Here is a 17,329-nt window from a genome sequence, read left to right as displayed (position 1 = left end):
GGACTGATTTTGGTTTCGTGTCTAACTCTTGGGAGTATTGCTGGGAGTCAAAAGAGGTCGTGTTTTACGGAAGGCATTTTTTACGCTGATTTTTCCCTCTTTCAGGGTAAACACATCAACCATACGAGCTTCGATGACAGTGCCATCAGGGTTAGTCGCAGAGAACGTTGATTCGCTTACTGCGCGGTCACCACACACAAAGTGGACAGGGTCGCTCCAGGCTGCATCTGGAAAGTTCTGCCAAACCAATTCAAAGCTATTGCGAACGGCTTCGTACCCTTCGATAGTGTTTCCAAGTACGCCTTCTCCTGCCACGGTGTGGAAGACACAGTCTTCGGTCATAAACGACATTAGCGCTTCAATATCATGGTTATTCCATGCATCACTAAAAGACTGTAAAAAGGCGGTGTCGACTTGGTTTTCCAGCACGAATGTCGCTGCATTGGTTTGCATATTCATATTCCAGAATCCTTTATGTTTTCGTTATTGGTTTAAATTTCAGTAGCTTTGCGCCACTTTTTTATTAGAGTGTTTAAACTAGATCTGTGAAATTTAACAACTTGATAACAAGCTTCGCCACTCTAACTTCGAGTTACTTTATAAACAATCTTTAAGCTCACAGATTTCATCTTTTTATAAATTAATTAGTGTTCTAATTTTATTTACACAGTCACTCACTAGATTTATACGAGGTCTAAATAAAATAATTAGAAATATTAGACTTTAGTCGAAGTCAAAATCTTGATGGTACTTTCGGCCATACTGCTCAAGCTGGCGATCATGAGTATTAACTTGTAATTCGATATTACCCTCACCTTTATTAATTGCTTGATTGTTATCTACATGGGCTTCATTTTTCAAATCAGCCAGTTTCTCTTCAATATATTCTGTCGGTTCATTTAAAACATTCATGGAGGTTAATTCCTTTATCAGGTTTACTTTCGCTGATGGAAGAATATGAACGGACACTAGACCGTTTGAATATTCTTTCTCATCGTACAAAGGCTGAATGGCATCATTGCCACCTTCCTTAAATGGGTGAATGGAATACCACTTATCTTTTCGTTGCTCTTGCTGATCACAATCAGCCACATTGAATATCTGAGTTCTATTCAGGTCACATGGTGAGTTAAAAACACTAACCTTATGATAATCAATGGCTTTAATAATATTGATACAGTCTTTGCTTTGGCTATGACACACAGACCACAACGCATTGACCAGGTTATCTGTCCACTCAAGTAAACGGGTTGGAAACCCCTGTTTCTTGGCTAAACACATCAATAACCAATCGTTTATCTCGTGTGCACTCAACGAATGCCCGCCATAAACTCTCACGGTCGAAAGAAGCTCTTGTTCGACACGGCGAATATTCTTTCGATTTGAGCGACCTAAACTTGGCATCAGGTTTTGATTTTCATAATCACATACGTTATAAATCAAACCACGATGCCCACTACACTCTGTAATAAGTGAATCGATTATTTTATACAGCTCTTAGAGTGAGCTTATATAATATTTATTTTCCACAACATGCATACTACGATTCACTTAATTTAAATCCGGTAAATCTAAATATCAACAACCCTATCAATCGATGATAAAAATCAACTAATAATAACGATTGACCAATAGTCAACGAGTGTCGTTATTGTATTTTCTAAAATAATAATAAGTATATATCTTCATAAACAAGTATCAGTATTAGAGCCATTCACTAAGTAGCTATGAGTTAATGGTCGATTAATAATAACGAGTAACAAAGTTTATATAGCTATAACCACTTATTTCCCTAATGAACATTTAATTAGTGTTCTAATGTTTAACTGGAAATTATTGAACTAAGCGTTTACGTTCTTCACCTAAGTACTTGCCAATACCCGTTGGTATTGCCCGACCACATTCTCGATAGCACTTTCTCTAACACTCTCGAGATATCTGCGGCCGGACAAACTTCCTACGACTTATACGTAATCTTTATATTTATCTAAGAAACGAACCGGTGTTGATAGTGCATCTCGGCGGAACGGGTCGCCCAATTCCTGAGTACACATGATTTCAATGATGGTTGTTTTGCCTTCATTCATCTGCATGTCGATGGCTTTTTGCAAGGTTGGACCTACATCTTCTAGCTTATCAACCGTGATACCTTCAGCGCCCATAGCTCGTGCAATCTCTGCAAAGCTTTGGTTTTCAAGTTCACCGGCAACAAAGCGTCGGTTGTAGAAGTCGACTTGGTTCTTCTTCTCTGCACCCCATTGACGGTTGTGGAATACCACGGCTGTCACTGGAATGTTATGGCGAACACATGTCATGGTTTCCATCAAGCTCATGCCCCACGCACCATCGCCTGCATAAGAAATAGCGGGACGATGAGGTGCCGCTGCTTTCGCACCAATGATGGTCGGGAATGCGTAACCACAGTTACCGAAACTCATTGCAGCAAAGAAGCTACGTGGTTTCTCAAAGCGTAAATAGCTGTTTGCCACTGAGTTGATGTTACCGATATCCGTCGAGACCATTACGTCTTCAGGCATCGCTTTTTCTAGTTCACGCAATACTTGACGTGGGTGTAGATATTCGCCACCAGAGAACGGAGTCTCGTGTGAGTTTTCCTCAATCATATCTAAGCTGAACGAGTCACGTTCGTGTGTCCACTCATCAAGCTCTTTTTCCCAAAGTGCTTTCTCTGTTGCGACTGTATCTTGGCGAGCGCCTTTGTTGTCATCACACAACAGTGCGCGGCCTTCCAATCTTTCAGATAGAGCAACCGCTGCTGCTTTTGCATCACCACAGATACCAACCGAAATCTTCTTAACCAGACCAAGCATCTTGTTGTCTGCATCAATCTGAATGATTTTCGCGTTCTTCGGCCAGTAGTCCATGCCATGTTGAGGCAAGGTACCAAATGGACCAAGACGTGTACCCAAAGCGATAACCACATCCGCTTGAGCCATCAATTTCATTGCTGCTTTCGAACCTTGGTAGCCTAAAGGACCACACCATAATGGGTGACTAGCAGGGAAAGAATCATTGTGTAGGTAGCTGTTCACAACAGGAGCACCCAGTCTTTCTGCCAGTGCCGCACACTCTTGAACTGCGTCAGCCATTACCACACCGCCACCAGAAATGATGACTGGGAATTTCGCTTCAGCTATCAAGTCTGCTGCTTCATTCAGAGATTTCTCACCACCAGGACCTCGGTCTAAACGCGCTGGTTTAGGGATTTCAGTTTGAGTTTCACCGTAGAAGTAGTCACGAGGAATATTTAGCTGAGTTGGACCCATTTCGCTCATCGCACGGTCGAAGCATCGTCCTGTGTATTCCGCCATACGATCTGGGTGCGTTACGTGTCCTTGATACTTAGTAAACTCTTGGAACATTGGAAGCTGGTTACATTCTTGGAAACCACCTAAGCCCATTGTTTTAGTGCCTGTCTCTGGCGTCACAATTACGACCGGGCTATGTGCCCAGAACGCAGCTGCAATTGCTGTTACACAGTTACTGATACCTGGGCCATTTTGCCCGATAACCACGCCATGGCGACCAGATACACGAGAGTAACCATCTGCCATGTGGGCAGCGCCTTGCTCGTGTACTACTGGGACTAATCGAATGCCAGCAGGAGCAAAGATATCCATTGCGTCCATAAATGCCGACCCCATGATGCCGAACATATCGGTAACATCATTAGCAACCATAGTTTCAACGAACGCTTCTGATGGTGTCATTGTTACTGTGCCGGAAACAACCGTACGTTTTTCTTGCTCGCTCATTCTTCCATTCTCCTTGAGTTAACCAAAATTTCATTTTTCGGAATGAATTGTCTCTTTTTAGAATTCATTTTCACCTTAGTAGTAGAATTTTTGCACGTCAACTTTTTATATTAAATTGGAACAATTCATTCTAATTAACAAAACTGGATCACATTATTGGTAGTTTTTCGTACAAAAAGTGTCGTTAACTTAACTGGAGCTGTTAATAATCGATGACATATCGCGATAGCAGCGACAAGTGATGAGCTATATAGAGGGAAATATGATGAAAGAGGCGGAATTGGTACCAACGCAGCCGGTAAGCGTGAGAGAACGCTTTGGCATCGACAGTAACCTAACGGTGATGGCATTTGAACATCCGGGTGAATATGTGCCGAGAGTCGATCCTAATTACTGTTTTGACCCCGAAGTGACGCTGGCTATATTGGCAGGGTTCACCTCCAATCGTCGCACGCTGATTCAAGGCACACACGGAACGGGCAAGTCATCTCACATTGAACAAATCGCCGCGAGATTGAACTGGCCATGCTTGAGGATCAACCTAGACGGACACTTAAGTCGCTTGGATTTCATTGGTAAAGACAGCATCGTCATTAAAGACGGAATGCAGGTGACTGAGTTTAAAGAAGGCATTCTTCCGCAAAGCATTCAACAACCCATCGCACTGGTATTAGATGAGTACGACGCTGGTCGCCCTGACGTGATGTTTGTGATTCAACAACTGTTAGAACAAGACGGCAAATACACCTCTTTAGAGCAAAACCGAGTGATCACGCCTCACCCTTCTTTCCGCCTGTTTGCTACCTGCAACACGCTTGGCTTGGGTAACTTCTCAGGTTTGTATTCTGGCACTCAAGTGCTTAACCAGAGTCAATTAGATAGATGGAACATCATCGCCACGCTCAACTATTTAGATCCACAACATGAAACTAAGATCGTGTTATCCAAGCTTCCAGAGCTGAATAATGAGAGTGGTCGACAACTGGTCGAGAAAATGATCGCCACCGCAGGATTAACGCGTAACGGGTTTCGGGCTGGTGACCTTTCAACGGTGATGTCTCCGCGAACGGTGCTCACTTGGGCCGAAAACATCCAAATATTCGACGATGTAGCGACTGCATTTAGATTGTCATTCTTGAATCGATGTGAAGACGAAGAGAAAGAGCTGGTTAGCGAATACTATTTCCGTTGCTTTGGTGAAGATTTAGAAACGCCTACTCAAAACTATTCGCACTCGGAGTCGTAAACCATGGCCAATGTTTCTTCCCAGCAGAAAAAGATCCTCGATATTGGTGTGTCTGTCGCCAGAGCAATCAGTGGCGAACTCAATCTGAACTACCGGGGAGAACGTCTCTATAAAGGCAATAGCCCCTGTTATTATCAGTCTGCGCATACTAACGATCTCACCTTTGTTTCTCGCCACGAGCTAAAAAACAGCAAGCTATCGATGCAGGGCAAGATCGATTCATCGGCACTGCGATTATTGCTTTCAGACGCTGACCTCCACTATTCACTACGCCCTCAAAACGAAATAGAACGTCTGCTTTACGACTTCTGCGAACAGGTCCGAATTGAATCTCAAGTCCCGCCTTATCTAAAAGGCGTGACCACCAGCATCCAATTCAACTTTGCGTATTGGAGCAACCAATATCATCAAAATGGCTTTACCGAATCACGAATAGGCATGTTGCTGTTTACACTGATGCAAGTCATCTACACCCGCTTAACTGGCGTTCCGGTGTCTGAGCCTATCGCTGAGACCATTGAGTCGACTCGCGCCGGCATCGTGCCTACTTTCGGGTACAGCCTGAAGCGCTTAAAGCAACATAGAACCGACCAACAACAGTTTGCTCACTGCGCCAATGAGCTTGCTGCCCTTGCAAAAGAGCTCATCAACCAAGAGCAAGAGAGCGATAGCTCGGCTACGCCAACGGTTGAAGAAGACATAAAAATCCTTGCGCAGCTTGCCCTTATCGTTGATGGAGACATTCAAGATCAAGACGTCGATACCGACATCACAGGCAGTAGCAAGGTATTCGAGTTGTCGGGCGCGAATTATCAGGTCTTTAATTCAGAATTTGATCGAATTGTCGCCGCAGATAAACTCGTCAGGCGCTCCCTATTACTCGAACTGAGGCAGAAACTCACCGATGAAATCATGGCGAGACAAGTCAATACTCGCCGTTTAGCCGCTATGCTCGCCAACTTTGTCGCGACGCCACAAAGGAACCGACGTCAGGACCATTTAGAAGAAGGCATTGTTAACGCCACCACCATCACCAAGCTCATCACGTCGCCATTGGATCGCACTGTCTTTTATCAACCTGACATCGGTGCATCTCATCAATGTGCTATCACGTTTTTGATGGATTGTTCAGGTTCAATGCAAAAGCACAGTCACAAGCTAAGTTTGTTGATGGACACCATTCTCAAATCCGTAGGATTGGCTGATATCCCATTTGAGATCATTGGCTTCACTACCAACAACTGGAACGGTGGCAAGGTCTATCGACAGTGGCTTAAACAAGGCCAACCAAAGCACCCAGGCCGCTTGAACGAAGTTCGGCACATCGTGTTTAAGGATTTTGATACCCATTGGAGACGATCTCGCCTTGGCATTGCGAGTCTTCGTAAAGCAGACGTCTTTAAAGAAGGGATTGATGGCGAAGCGGTACAGTTCGCGAGCCAGCGGTTGCAACAGCACGCTGCTCAACGAAAGGTTTTGATCGTGTTCTCAGACGGCTGCCCAATGGATACCGCCACCAGCACCGCCAACGATCAGTTCTATTTGGATAACCACCTCAAACAAGTCATTGAACGTGAGTCGACCAAAAACGGAATTGAGATTCATGGCGTGGGGATGGGAGTGGATTTGAGCCCATATTACCGCAACAACATTACCTTGGACGTACAAGAGAGCTGCTTGTTCGGATTATCTAAGAGCGTATTTGAGATGCTGAAGCGTGTTTAAACAGGGAAGCTTAGGCTAGCGACTCACTAGCCTCCTTTGTCGAGAATGGTTTACGAAGAGCCAAACAACGACCATGCAGAGACCGCCATCAAGTACCCACCAATCAACATCAACACAATAAACACCAGCTTTCTGAGTTGATCATTGGACAACGGTGGTGGGAAACGTCGAGCAAACATCGTGACAAGCGCCACCAAGGGAACAGCAATAGCAGATAGCCACAGTATGCTCTGTTCCATGTCGCCTGCAGCGTAGACATTGACCGTACGTGACATCGACGTACAAGCGAACACCATCAGCAGTGTGCTTCGCACCAGATCGAGAGAAAAAGGTTGCCGATAGAGATGATAAACAATCGGTGGACCTGCCATCCCAAACAACCCACCCGCTAACCCAGAGCTAAAGCCTGAGACAAGAAAACATACGGTTGCCGAGCGATCCTTTCTGGTTTTAGGTTTGAACATAAAGCTCAGACCTGCGAATAGCACCATCGCACCCAATAGTCCTCGGAGAATATGCGTTGCCGAATCGCTTAACTCGTCCAGCAAGTACACCCCCATCGAAACGCCGGGAATAATACCGATGACCAACACCACCAGAATCTTGAGTTCCCCAAGCAGTGGCTTACCCATCAATGCAACCAAGCAATTGAACAAAGTCACAATACTGACCACAGCAGCTATAACGGGTAAGGAAACCAGATTAAGGCTAACCGTTAAACCAATCACGATGATACCGAGGCCAAATCCGGTGACAGTTTGAAAATAGGTACCCACCGCAATAGTGGTAAGAATGGCGAGTAAAACAGGTAACTCCATTAGCAATCCTAATTAGGTTGTTTGGGGATTGGATATGAGTGCGAATTTGAGTGCTAGATTCAGGAGCGAGATGTTAATACCTAAAATCAAACGTCGACTCTTGTCTTTCTTCAACCTCAGCTTCAGTATCAGCCTTAGAGTCAGACACTTTCCCTTGCTGCGCTTGTACCGCGGTCACCGCGATCACATTAAAGATGTCTTGTGCGCAACACCCTCTTGATAAGTCATTCGCAGGTTGATTCAACCCTTGTAACAGTGGACCAATCGCAACTGCCCCGCCTAACCTTTCCGCAAGCTTATAACCAATATTACCTGCTTCTAAATTGGGAAATATCAACACGTTCGATTGACCTTTCACCTCTGAATCTGGCAGCTTTTTCGCGGCAATCTCAGTCACAATCGCGGCATCGAGTTGAACATCCTGATCGACGGCGATTCCGGGACAACGTTGTTTTACGAGTTGAGCCGCATTACGAACCTTATCGACCGATTCGTGCTTGGCACTGCCGTTGGTCGAAAAAGACAGCATTGCGACTTTAGGTTCTTCCATCAGTAGCGTTTGAGCACTGATTGATGCGGCTACGGCAATCGATGCTAGCTCGGTTTCATTGGGGTTAATCACCAAACCACAGTCACTGAAAATCATGCCGCCTTTAAGATTATGGAAAGGCTCACACAACATCATCAGAAAGAAACTGGATACCAATTCACTGTCTGGCGCGGGGCCGATAATCTGAAGCGCAGCTCGCACCACATCAGACGTGGTATAAACCGCACCATTAACTGTGCCATCCACCAGCCCCTCTCTGACCATCAGATTGGCAAAAACAAGTGGATCTTGAACCAGCTCTAGAGCGTCATCATAAGTCATGCCTTTGGCTTTTCTTAATGTATACAGCCGCTCAGCGAGCACCTCTTTGAGTGACGGCGCCTGAGGAGAAACAATATGAATGCCAGCCAGGTTAATGTGATGCAGTTCTGCAGCAGCGATGATCGCCGATTCATCGCCCACGAGTGTGATGTGAGCGAGCTGTTTGTCGATTGCCATTCTTGCAGCAGCTAGCACTCGCGGGTCCTCCGCTTCACTCAAAACAACACGCTTACGATCTAAATGAGCTTTATCAATAATCCGTTCAATCGCCTTCATCTTTAAATTCCATTTATTGAGATTAATTGTTCCATAATTTACATTTATATTATTGGAATAATAAAAAAGGTCAAATTTTATTCAGATAATTGAAGAATAATGATTTGGTATGTACACTCTTAGGCATAGACATATCGCAAGGATGAATCACTGTATGCAAACAGAAACACCGCAAGTTCAAGGGGATACACCGACCCTCCGACTTTTTGCACTATTAGAGGTGATAGCGCAAAAAGACGAGTTTATTTCTCTTCAAGGTTTAGTCGAAGAGACCGGATTACCAAAACCCACGCTGCACCGAATGCTTCAGCAATTAGAAGCCGCGGGCATCATTCAAAGAGATGGCGACGAAAAGCACTACAGCTCAGGCATTCGACTAAGAAAACTTGCCGAAAACCTACTTTTGAATAGCACCATGCACAGCGCGCGACGCACCATCCTTGAAAATCTAAGAGCAGAAGTCGGTGAGAGTTGTAACCTGACGGCTCTTTCAAGTGGTGAAATCATCTATCTCGATCGTGCCGAAACTGAAGCTCCCCTTCGCTTTCACCTGCACCCCGGCTCTCGCGTTCCCGTGCACTGCTCGGCTACTGGCAAACTGTTTTTAGCGCACATGTCTAAGTCGCAGCGCAGACGATTAATTGAAAATGTGCCGCTGACTCAATACACCGTAAACACGATTACCGACTATTCGATTCTAGAGAAAGACATCGAAGAAGCGAAAATCCAAGGTTTTGCTATTGATGATGAAGAGTTTTTGCCAGGCTTAGTCTGTATCGCAGTGCTGATCCCCTCACCAACAGGTCAATCAAACCTAGGCCTAGCGATACAAGCGCCTGTGATTCGAGTGAAACCGGATGAAGCAATAAAATTCTTGCCCGCACTTCAAAAAGCAGCAAAAGCGCTGGCGAAAATCGAAGCTGATAATTGGAGTCAGCAGTAAACACTTTCTTAGAGAATTTCGAAGTCCATGACTTAGCTGATCATGGATTTCGAAAAACCTACTTTGATAGACATGATTTGGTAAACAATGCTTACGCAAACAAGGGCTTCAAAACTATCGAATTAACGACCACAATCTGCGACTAATCAACATTTGGTCCAAGTGTTCTGAACACTCGCCAACCCGCACATCAGCAACACGTCTAAAGTAATCACGACAAAGGAATCACGATGCTAAACATTGATAACCAGCACTTACTCTCTTTTATGGTGACAGAAGCGAACAACGCAGTTGCAGTCACAAACCCAGCAACGGGGGAACTCATCGGGCACGCACCGATATCATCAGAAACAGAGTTATCGAGCGCGATTGAACGAGCTCATGTCGCACAGAAAGAGTGGGCAAAAATTCCTGCTAAATCTCGTGCTGCACTGCTTCATCGCTGGCACCAGTTGATCCTCGAAAACAAAGATGACCTTGCTCGAATCATGACAATGGAACAGGGCAAGCCGTTAGCCGAAGCGACAGGTGAAGTCGTGTATGGCGCGAGCTTCATTGAGTGGTTTGCAGAAGAAGCGAAGCGCACTTATGGTGATTCCATTCCGAGCACAGTTGCAGGCAAACGCTTAGTGACCATCAAGCAACCTATCGGCGTCGCGTGTGCGATTACGCCATGGAACTTCCCTATCGCAATGATCACTCGTAAAGCGGCTCCTGCCTTAGCTGCCGGTTGTAGCTTTGTCGTGAAACCTTCGGATGAGACACCGCTTTCTGCGTTTGCTGTGGTTGAACTGGCTTATCAAGCGGGTATCCCTAAAGATCTACTTCAAGTGGTGCTTGGTGAAAGCCCTGAACAAGTGGGCAACCTATTCACTTCGCATCCGCTTATCAAAAAAATCTCTTTCACTGGGTCGACCCGTGTGGGCAGTATTTTGATGGCTCAAGCCGCAAAAGGCATCAAACGCACCTCAATGGAACTTGGCGGTAACGCACCATTTATTGTGTTTGACGATGCCGACATCGATGCAGCCGTTCAAGGGGCAATGGCGTCGAAGTTCCGTAATGCAGGTCAAACATGTGTCTGTGCAAACCGATTCTACGTTCACAGTAAAGTGTACGATGAGTTTGTGGCTAAATTCGATCAAGCGGTTCAGCAGCTTAAGATTGGTAACGGCTTAGATGAAGGTGTCACGATTGGCCCTGTTGTCAGCCTGAACGCAAAGAACAACATCCAAGCTTTGGTAAACCGAGCGATTGAACAAGGTGCCACGCCTGTCACGCCAACTCAGGAACTTAATGGGCTTTTCATTCAACCTGTTGTTCTTAAAGATGTAAAACACAGCATGGACATCGTTCAACAAGAGATCTTTGGCCCAGTCGCGCCCGTGATGAAATTCGACACGGACGAAGAGCTTATCGAGATGGCCAACGATACGATTTATGGTTTGGCGTCTTACTTCTACAGTCAGAACATCCACCGAGTGTGGAACATTGCAGAAGCGCTTGAGTACGGTATGGTCGGCATTAATGATGGTCTAATCTCAACCGAAGTCGCGCCTTTCGGTGGTGTGAAACAATCAGGTATTGGCCGTGAAGGTGCGAAAGAAGGCATCGATGAGTACATGGACATTAAGTATCTTTGCTTTGGCGGAAAATAAGGTTGGTAGTAACTAAGTTCTGGCAGTGATTAGGGCTCGGAAATAATTAAGTCTTAGTGAGCACTAACCTGCCCCACTTCCCCCCTTCCCACCACAAAAATGAATCAAAAAAAAGCCGCGCTATAAAAGCGCGGCACCTTGGGCTCGGTTAAAGGGGGTTTCTTTTTTTAGTATTTTACATTCTCTGTTTTTGTTATTCGGTTGCTTCACTATCCCTGCGCTTTCAGTTTTAGACGCATCGCGTGCAGCACTGGCTCGGTGTAACCGCTCGGCTGAGCACAGCCTTCGAATACCAACTGACACGCCGCTGAAAATGCAATGCTGTTTTCAAAATCAGGCGCCATGTTACGGTAACTCGGGTCGCCAGCGTTTTGCTCATCCACCACTGCGGCCATACGCTTCATGGTTTTCATTACCTGAGCTTCCTCGCAAATGCCGTGACGTAACCAGTTCGCAATATGCTGGCTTGAAATACGCAGCGTCGCTCGGTCTTCCATTAACCCTACATCGTTAATATCAGGTACCTTCGAACAACCAACGCCTTGGTCAATCCAACGAACCACATAACCCAAAATACCTTGGGTGTTGTTATCCAGTTCACTTTGAATATCTTGCGCGGTAAGCTTTTGGTTGCCCAGTAGCGGGATAGTAAGAATATCATCGACATTGGCTCTCACTCGCTCACGAAGCTCTTTCTGACGGCTTGGTACACTCACCTTATGATAGTGCAGCGCGTGCAAAGTCGCGGCGGTTGGAGAAGGAACCCAAGCGGTATTGGCACCCGCTTGTGGATGTCCGATTTTCGCGTCCATCATCTTCGCCATATTATCCGGCTCTGGCCACATACCTTTACCAATCTGGGCTTTACCTTGCAGGCCACAAGCTAAGCCAAGATCAACGTTTTGATCTTCGTATGCGCCAATCCAAGTCATGGTTTTCAGCTGTGTTTTAGGAGCAAAAGGCCCCGCTTCCATACTGGTGTGAATCTCATCACCCGTTCGGTCTAAGAAACCTGTGTTGATAAACACAACACGATCTTTAGCTGCACGAATACATTCTTTAAGGTTAACCGAAGTACGACGCTCTTCGTCCATGATGCCGACTTTTATCGTGAATCGATCTAGCCCTAATGCATCTTCAATACGGCCAAACAATTCATTAGTAAAGGCGACTTCTTCAGGGCCATGCATCTTAGGTTTTACGATGTTGATACTGTTCGCAGTCGAGTTTTGGTACGCGCTGTTGCCTTTTAAATCATGCATCGCAATTAACGAAGTGATCATGCCATCCATAATGCCTTCAGGCACTTCATTACCTTCGGCATCAATAATCGCAGGGTTAGTCATCAAGTGGCCGACATTACGGATGAACAACATGCTGCGGCCTTTTAGTGAAATCTCACCACCCGTCACGCTGGTGTATTGGCGATCGGGATTAAGGTTACGAACAATAGTTTTGCCGTTTTTCTCTAGTGATTCTTGCAGATCACCTTTCATCAAGCCTAACCAGTTACGGTAAGCCAATGCTTTGTCTTCACCATCAACTGCAGCAACCGAGTCTTCGCAATCCATAATGGTTGTTAGGGCAGCTTCGACCAACACATCTTTAATACCCGCCACATCAACGCTACCAATCGGTGCGCTTGGGTCAATTTGAATTTCGATGTGCAGATTATTGTGTTTAAGAAGAATGCACGAAGGGGAACTTGCGTCACCTTGATAGCCAATGAACTGGTCGCTATCAATGAGAGTGACTTCTTCGCCGTTATCGAGTGTCGCTATGAGCTTATTGCCGATGCTAGCGTTACTGATGCTGTATTTGGTCACGTCTTTATGAGAGACACCGTTTAATGGCGCTGCATCATCAAGGAACTCACGAGCATAAGTCACTACTTTAGCGCCACGAGCAGGGTTAAAGCTTCCGCCCTTTTCCGCGCCATCACTTTCACTGATCACGTCCGTTCCGTAGAGCGCATCATATAGACTGCCCCAACGCGCATTGGCTGCGTTAAGTGCAAAGCGTGCGTTCATGATTGGCACCACAAGCTGCGGCCCTGCTTGTGTTGCGATCTCAGGTTCTACGCTGGCTGTCGTCACTTGAAAGTCATCGCCTTCAGGAACCAAATAACCGATCTGCTGTAAGAACTGTTTGTACTCTACAGGATCTAGCGTTTGCCCGGCACGCTCTTGGTGCCAAACGTCAATTTGATGTTGAAGATCTTCACGCTTGATAAGCAATGCGCGATTTTTTGGCGCCAAATCTTCAAGAATGGTTGCAAATGATTGCCAAAAGTCTTCAGCGACAATGCCTGTTCCAGGAATCACCTGCTCATTAATTAATTGGTAGAGGGTGCTATCAATGTTCAAGCTTCCCTGTTGAATACGACTGCTCATAAAATCTCTCTCAAACTAATTGATGGCTACTCAATAAATTTTCGTGACTAGCTCAAATTTACTTTACTGATTTAAACTTACTTAACGGACATGAATTTAGCTAATTTATGCCGGTTATATTGGATATTCATATAAAAAATACCCTACAAACTATGTTATTCCGTCACTCCACTCTCGATTTCGTTAGCGACACTTTTAATCAAACGACGCATCCACTGATGGTCTGGATTGGTTTGTAACAATGGACTCCACGCCATCTTCACCTCAAAGGGTTCAATCGCAAATGGCGCAGGCTTGATCAACAATCTAGGATTATTGCGCTGCAGTTGAGCTGCTTTGGTAGGAATAGTCAGGATAAGGTTCTTCTGCTGAGCGAAGAGAATCGCCGACAAATAGTGTCGAGTAAACACCGTGATGTTACGGGTTTTACCGATGCGCATTAATGCCTCATCTATCCAACCAAGCTTTTGTGCTTCACTTGGGTTTATTCCCACTCCCGTTCCCATACCTGTCTTACTTACCCAAATATGTTGTGCCTTTAAATAAGACAAAATATCGAAGTTGTCGGCGATCGGGTTGTCACAACTAAATAGGCAAGAAAACCCGTCGTGCCAGAGGCTCATCTGGTGAAACGACTGAGGAATATCGTCAAATCGGTTGATAATTATATCAACGGTACCTTGCTCTACATCCTGATAACTCACGTCACTTGGCGTCATGATATCCAGTCGTATTTTCGGTGCTATCTCACTTAACCTTTTCAGAAGAGGTTGAATAATGGTCGACTCTGCATAGTCACTCGCCATGATACGAAACACGCGTTCACTGTCTTCTGCATTAAACTCTGTGGTCGGTTGCAGTGTCTTCTCTACATTCGCCAAGATGTTTCGAATCAGTGGCTGCAACTTATGCGCGCGTTCGGTCGGTATCATCCCTTCACTTGTTCTTACTAATAGCGGGTCTTCAAACAGATCACGCAATCGGCGAAGGCCATTACTCATGGCTGGTTGAGTAATACCCAATTGATTTGCTGCTCGTGTAACGTTTCTTTCACGTAGCAACATGTCTAAATACACAAGCAAATTAAGGTCTATGCGAGCAATATTCATAAGAAAAATACCGAATATAATAACTATAAATTAACAAAATTATCACATGAGTGGTTATTCTTTGTCCATAGCAAAGTTTTAATCCAAGCCAATTTGGCAACCATACCCCACGTGAAACTAAGGAATAGTTATGTCGCAAATTACACAAGATATCGAAATGATTGAAGTTGCAAAAAGCGCTGCTGGTGCTCCATGGGATGCAATTAACCCTGAATCTGCTGCTCGTATGCGAGCTCAAAACAAATTCAAAACAGGTCTGGATATTGCACAATACACGGCAGATATCATGCGTGCAGACATGGCGGCTTACGACGAAGACAGCTCTCAATACACTCAGTCTCTGGGTTGTTGGCATGGTTTCATCGGCCAACAAAAACTGATTTCTATTAAGAAGCACTTTGATGGCAAGACTGACCGTCGTTACCTATACCTTTCTGGTTGGATGGTTGCTGCACTTCGCTCTGATTTTGGTCCACTTCCAGACCAATCTATGCATGAGAAAACATCGGTTGCAGGCCTAGTAGAAGAACTATACACATTCCTGCGCCAAGCTGATGCACGTGAACTGGGTGGTTTATTCCGTGAGCTAGACGCTGCACGTGAAGCGGGCGACGTTAACCAACAAGACCTTATCCAAGACAAAATCGACAATCACGTAACACACGTGGTGCCAATCATCGCCGATATCGATGCAGGTTTTGGTAACGCAGAAGCGACCTACCTAATGGCTAAGCAGATGATTGAAGCAGGCGCATGTTGTCTACAAATTGAAAACCAAGTTGCCGATGAGAAGCAATGTGGTCACCAAGACGGCAAAGTAACGGTTCCACACGCTGACTTCCACGCAAAACTTCGCGCACTTCGTTACGCTTTCCTTGAACTAGGCATCGACAACGGCGTTATTGTTGCTCGTACCGATTCTCAAGGTGCTGGCCTAACAAAAGAAATCGCAGTAGTGAAAGAGCCGGGCGACCAAGGTGATATCTACAACTCATACCTAGATGTTGAAGAGATCGATGTTGCAGATATGGCAGAAGGCGACGTTTGCTTTAACCGTGACGGCAAGCTAGTTCGACCTAAGCGTCTACCTTCAGGCTTATACCAATTCCGCCAAGGTACTGGTGAAGACCGTTGTGTATTCGACTGTATTGAAGCAATCAACGCGGGTGCTGACCTACTATGGATTGAGACTGAGAAGCCACACATCGGTCAAATCAAAGAGATGATGGACGGCGTACGTGAAGTTCACCCTAATGCGAAGCTGGTTTACAACAACTCTCCATCATTCAACTGGACGCTAAACTTCCGCCAACAAGCATACGATGCGATGGTAGCAGAAGGTAAAGATGTTTCAGCTTACGACCGTGCAAGCCTAATGAGCGCGGAATACGATGAAACTGAACTGTCTGCAAGCGCTGACGAGAAGATCCGTACATTCCAAGCAGACGCATCACGTGAAGCGGGTATTTTCCACCACTTGATTACGCTACCGACTTACCACACTGCTGCGCTGTCTACTGACAACCTAGCGAAAGAGTACTTCGGCGACCAAGGCATGTTAGGTTACGTTGCGAATGTTCAGCGTAAAGAAATCCGCCAAGGCATCGCATGTGTTAAACACCAAAACATGTCTGGTTCTGACATGGGTGATGACCACAAAGAGTACTTTGCTGGTGAGAACGCACTAAAAGCTGCAGGTGAAGCGAATACATCGAACCAATTTGATTAATCGCTAACGCTAAAGCCTCCCCCGTCCTTCTCTCTTACTTAGGTAAGATCCGGGGGAAGGCTTTGAGATAAAGCTTGTACTGCCAGCTTTATCTCAAAGCCTCAGATTTGTGTTCCACACCACGGTTAACCGAACAACTTCTGTTTAAGCTAACTGTATACATATTTGTTCAGATTCCTATTTGTTGAGAGTGCCTATGACTTCAATACCTACACACCTACAAGATGCAAAAACACTGTTATCAGAGAATGGTTTCGCGACGGGTGATACTTGGTATCACGGCACATCTTCAGCTTTATTGGCTTCGATTCAAGGCCAAGGTTTAAAACGTTCTGGAGACAAAGCGCTCAACGAAGCAGCTTCAAAAACTATGGCAACCATCGGCAACAACTATACCGAATCGGTTGAGCCAGTGTTTCTCACTCAGAGTAAAGAACTGGCGTACTACTGGGCTCAACAAACCGTTCGTGAGCGAGGCGTTCGATTCGAAGGTGAAGAACAACCTATCGTACTAGCGGTAAACCTATCTGAAAAGCAACGCACCAAAGTAAGACCGGACGTAGGCGCAATGAGTCTATTGATGATGAGTGTGGGCGAGCAATTCATGTCTCATCTCACTGAAATTTATCAAGCCAACAACATTGCAGGCCCCGACATCGAGCTTCGCACTGCCGATCGCATGGACTACCTCAATAAACTCGGTATGGCCTACATTGATGAAGACATCAGCCGTGCTTGTGTTCAGGAGTTAGCTGAGCCCGAGTTGGCCGACTGAAAACGTTCAA

At 45.5% G+C, this 17,329-nt stretch carries 13 protein-coding genes; 6 read left to right on the top strand and 7 right to left on the bottom strand.

Annotation, left to right across the window (positions count from 1 at the left end):
* Window positions 1–21 precede the first annotated feature (21 nt).
* From AB4154_RS20000 to xsc, 3 genes are all read right to left on the bottom strand, one after another.
* Complete coding sequence (locus AB4154_RS20000) at window positions 22–459, bottom strand: nuclear transport factor 2 family protein (protein WP_102332696.1); 438 nt, start codon at window positions 457–459, stop codon at window positions 22–24.
* Window positions 460–723: 264 nt separating this feature from the next.
* On the bottom strand, window positions 724–1,494 hold the full coding sequence (locus AB4154_RS19995) for an FRG domain-containing protein (protein ID WP_372123970.1): 771 nt from the start codon (window positions 1,492–1,494) through the stop codon (window positions 724–726).
* A 470-nt stretch (window positions 1,495–1,964) separates the two neighbouring features.
* Window positions 1,965–3,776, bottom strand: coding sequence for a sulfoacetaldehyde acetyltransferase (gene xsc, locus AB4154_RS19990; RefSeq protein ID WP_004731917.1), 1,812 nt, complete (start codon window positions 3,774–3,776; stop codon window positions 1,965–1,967).
* A gap of 262 nt (window positions 3,777–4,038) precedes the next feature.
* Here xsc and AB4154_RS19985 point away from each other — a divergent pair, with 262 nt between their 5' ends.
* Window positions 4,039–5,022 (top strand): AAA family ATPase, encoded by a 984-nt coding sequence (locus tag AB4154_RS19985; protein ID WP_170962820.1) that lies wholly within the window; start codon window positions 4,039–4,041, stop codon window positions 5,020–5,022.
* Window positions 5,023–5,025: 3 nt separating this feature from the next.
* The gene (locus tag AB4154_RS19980; protein ID WP_136974689.1) at window positions 5,026–6,747 is read left to right on the top strand and encodes a cobaltochelatase CobT-related protein; all 1,722 of its coding nucleotides are present in this window, start codon (window positions 5,026–5,028) and stop codon (window positions 6,745–6,747) included.
* Between the two features lie 50 nt (window positions 6,748–6,797).
* Here AB4154_RS19980 and AB4154_RS19975 read toward each other — a convergent pair whose 3' ends face one another.
* Window positions 6,798–7,565 (bottom strand): sulfite exporter TauE/SafE family protein, encoded by a 768-nt coding sequence (locus tag AB4154_RS19975; protein WP_104215640.1) that lies wholly within the window; start codon window positions 7,563–7,565, stop codon window positions 6,798–6,800.
* Between the two features lie 73 nt (window positions 7,566–7,638).
* Window positions 7,639–8,712: a phosphate acetyltransferase gene (gene pta, locus AB4154_RS19970; RefSeq protein ID WP_372123931.1), complete on the bottom strand. Its 1,074-nt coding sequence runs from the start codon at window positions 8,710–8,712 to the stop codon at window positions 7,639–7,641.
* 154 nt (window positions 8,713–8,866) lie between these two features.
* On the opposite strand from pta, the gene AB4154_RS19965 reads away from it, so the two are divergent.
* Both AB4154_RS19965 and AB4154_RS19960 read left to right on the top strand, forming a co-directional pair.
* A complete protein-coding gene (locus AB4154_RS19965) occupies window positions 8,867–9,655 on the top strand; it encodes an IclR family transcriptional regulator (protein WP_372123929.1) in 789 nt (262 codons plus the stop codon).
* Window positions 9,656–9,885: 230 nt separating this feature from the next.
* Entirely contained in the window at window positions 9,886–11,313 is a 1,428-nt protein-coding gene (locus AB4154_RS19960) for an NAD-dependent succinate-semialdehyde dehydrogenase (protein ID WP_372123927.1), read from the top strand.
* A 209-nt stretch (window positions 11,314–11,522) separates the two neighbouring features.
* On the opposite strand, the gene AB4154_RS19955 is transcribed toward AB4154_RS19960, so the two are convergent.
* Window positions 11,523–13,706 carry a malate synthase G gene (locus AB4154_RS19955; RefSeq protein ID WP_102321306.1) on the bottom strand — a complete coding sequence of 728 codons (2,184 nt, stop codon included), beginning with the start codon at window positions 13,704–13,706 and terminating at the stop codon, window positions 11,523–11,525.
* A gap of 155 nt (window positions 13,707–13,861) precedes the next feature.
* Window positions 13,862–14,815: a LysR family transcriptional regulator gene (locus tag AB4154_RS19950; protein WP_012600244.1), complete on the bottom strand. Its 954-nt coding sequence runs from the start codon at window positions 14,813–14,815 to the stop codon at window positions 13,862–13,864.
* Between the two features lie 130 nt (window positions 14,816–14,945).
* On the opposite strand from AB4154_RS19950, the gene AB4154_RS19945 reads away from it, so the two are divergent.
* Window positions 14,946–16,544, top strand: coding sequence for an isocitrate lyase (locus tag AB4154_RS19945; RefSeq protein ID WP_017067477.1), 1,599 nt, complete (start codon window positions 14,946–14,948; stop codon window positions 16,542–16,544).
* A 196-nt stretch (window positions 16,545–16,740) separates the two neighbouring features.
* Entirely contained in the window at window positions 16,741–17,319 is a 579-nt protein-coding gene (locus AB4154_RS19940; protein WP_017059982.1) for a hypothetical protein, read from the top strand.
* The last annotated feature ends 10 nt before the right edge of the window (window positions 17,320–17,329 follow it).

Origin of the sequence: Vibrio sp. 10N.286.51.B11, from assembly GCF_041469245.1 — a bacterium.
In the GTDB taxonomy this organism is placed as follows: Bacteria; Pseudomonadota; Gammaproteobacteria; order Enterobacterales; family Vibrionaceae; genus Vibrio; species Vibrio crassostreae_C.
The sequence above is the reverse complement of the archived record's forward strand: the minus strand, read 5'-3'. Positions and strand labels throughout refer to the sequence as shown.

Excerpts from the sequence above, each read along its gene's own strand:
- AB4154_RS19955 (WP_102321306.1), bottom strand. The coding sequence starts at position 13,706 with ATGAGCAGTCGTATTCAACAGGGAAGCTTGAACATTGATAGCACCCTC.
- pta (WP_372123931.1), bottom strand. The coding sequence starts at position 8,712 with ATGAAGGCGATTGAACGGATTATTGATAAAGCTCATTTAGATCGTAAG.
- AB4154_RS19985 (WP_170962820.1), top strand. The coding sequence starts at position 4,039 with ATGATGAAAGAGGCGGAATTGGTACCAACGCAGCCGGTAAGCGTGAGA.
- AB4154_RS19965 (WP_372123929.1), top strand. The coding sequence starts at position 8,867 with ATGCAAACAGAAACACCGCAAGTTCAAGGGGATACACCGACCCTCCGA.
- AB4154_RS19940 (WP_017059982.1), top strand. The coding sequence starts at position 16,741 with ATGACTTCAATACCTACACACCTACAAGATGCAAAAACACTGTTATCA.
- AB4154_RS19945 (WP_017067477.1), top strand. The coding sequence starts at position 14,946 with ATGTCGCAAATTACACAAGATATCGAAATGATTGAAGTTGCAAAAAGC.
- AB4154_RS19960 (WP_372123927.1), top strand. The coding sequence starts at position 9,886 with ATGCTAAACATTGATAACCAGCACTTACTCTCTTTTATGGTGACAGAA.
- AB4154_RS20000 (WP_102332696.1), bottom strand. The coding sequence starts at position 459 with ATGAATATGCAAACCAATGCAGCGACATTCGTGCTGGAAAACCAAGTC.
- AB4154_RS19950 (WP_012600244.1), bottom strand. The coding sequence starts at position 14,815 with ATGAATATTGCTCGCATAGACCTTAATTTGCTTGTGTATTTAGACATG.
- xsc (WP_004731917.1), bottom strand. The coding sequence starts at position 3,776 with ATGAGCGAGCAAGAAAAACGTACGGTTGTTTCCGGCACAGTAACAATG.
- AB4154_RS19980 (WP_136974689.1), top strand. The coding sequence starts at position 5,026 with ATGGCCAATGTTTCTTCCCAGCAGAAAAAGATCCTCGATATTGGTGTG.
- AB4154_RS19975 (WP_104215640.1), bottom strand. The coding sequence starts at position 7,565 with ATGGAGTTACCTGTTTTACTCGCCATTCTTACCACTATTGCGGTGGGT.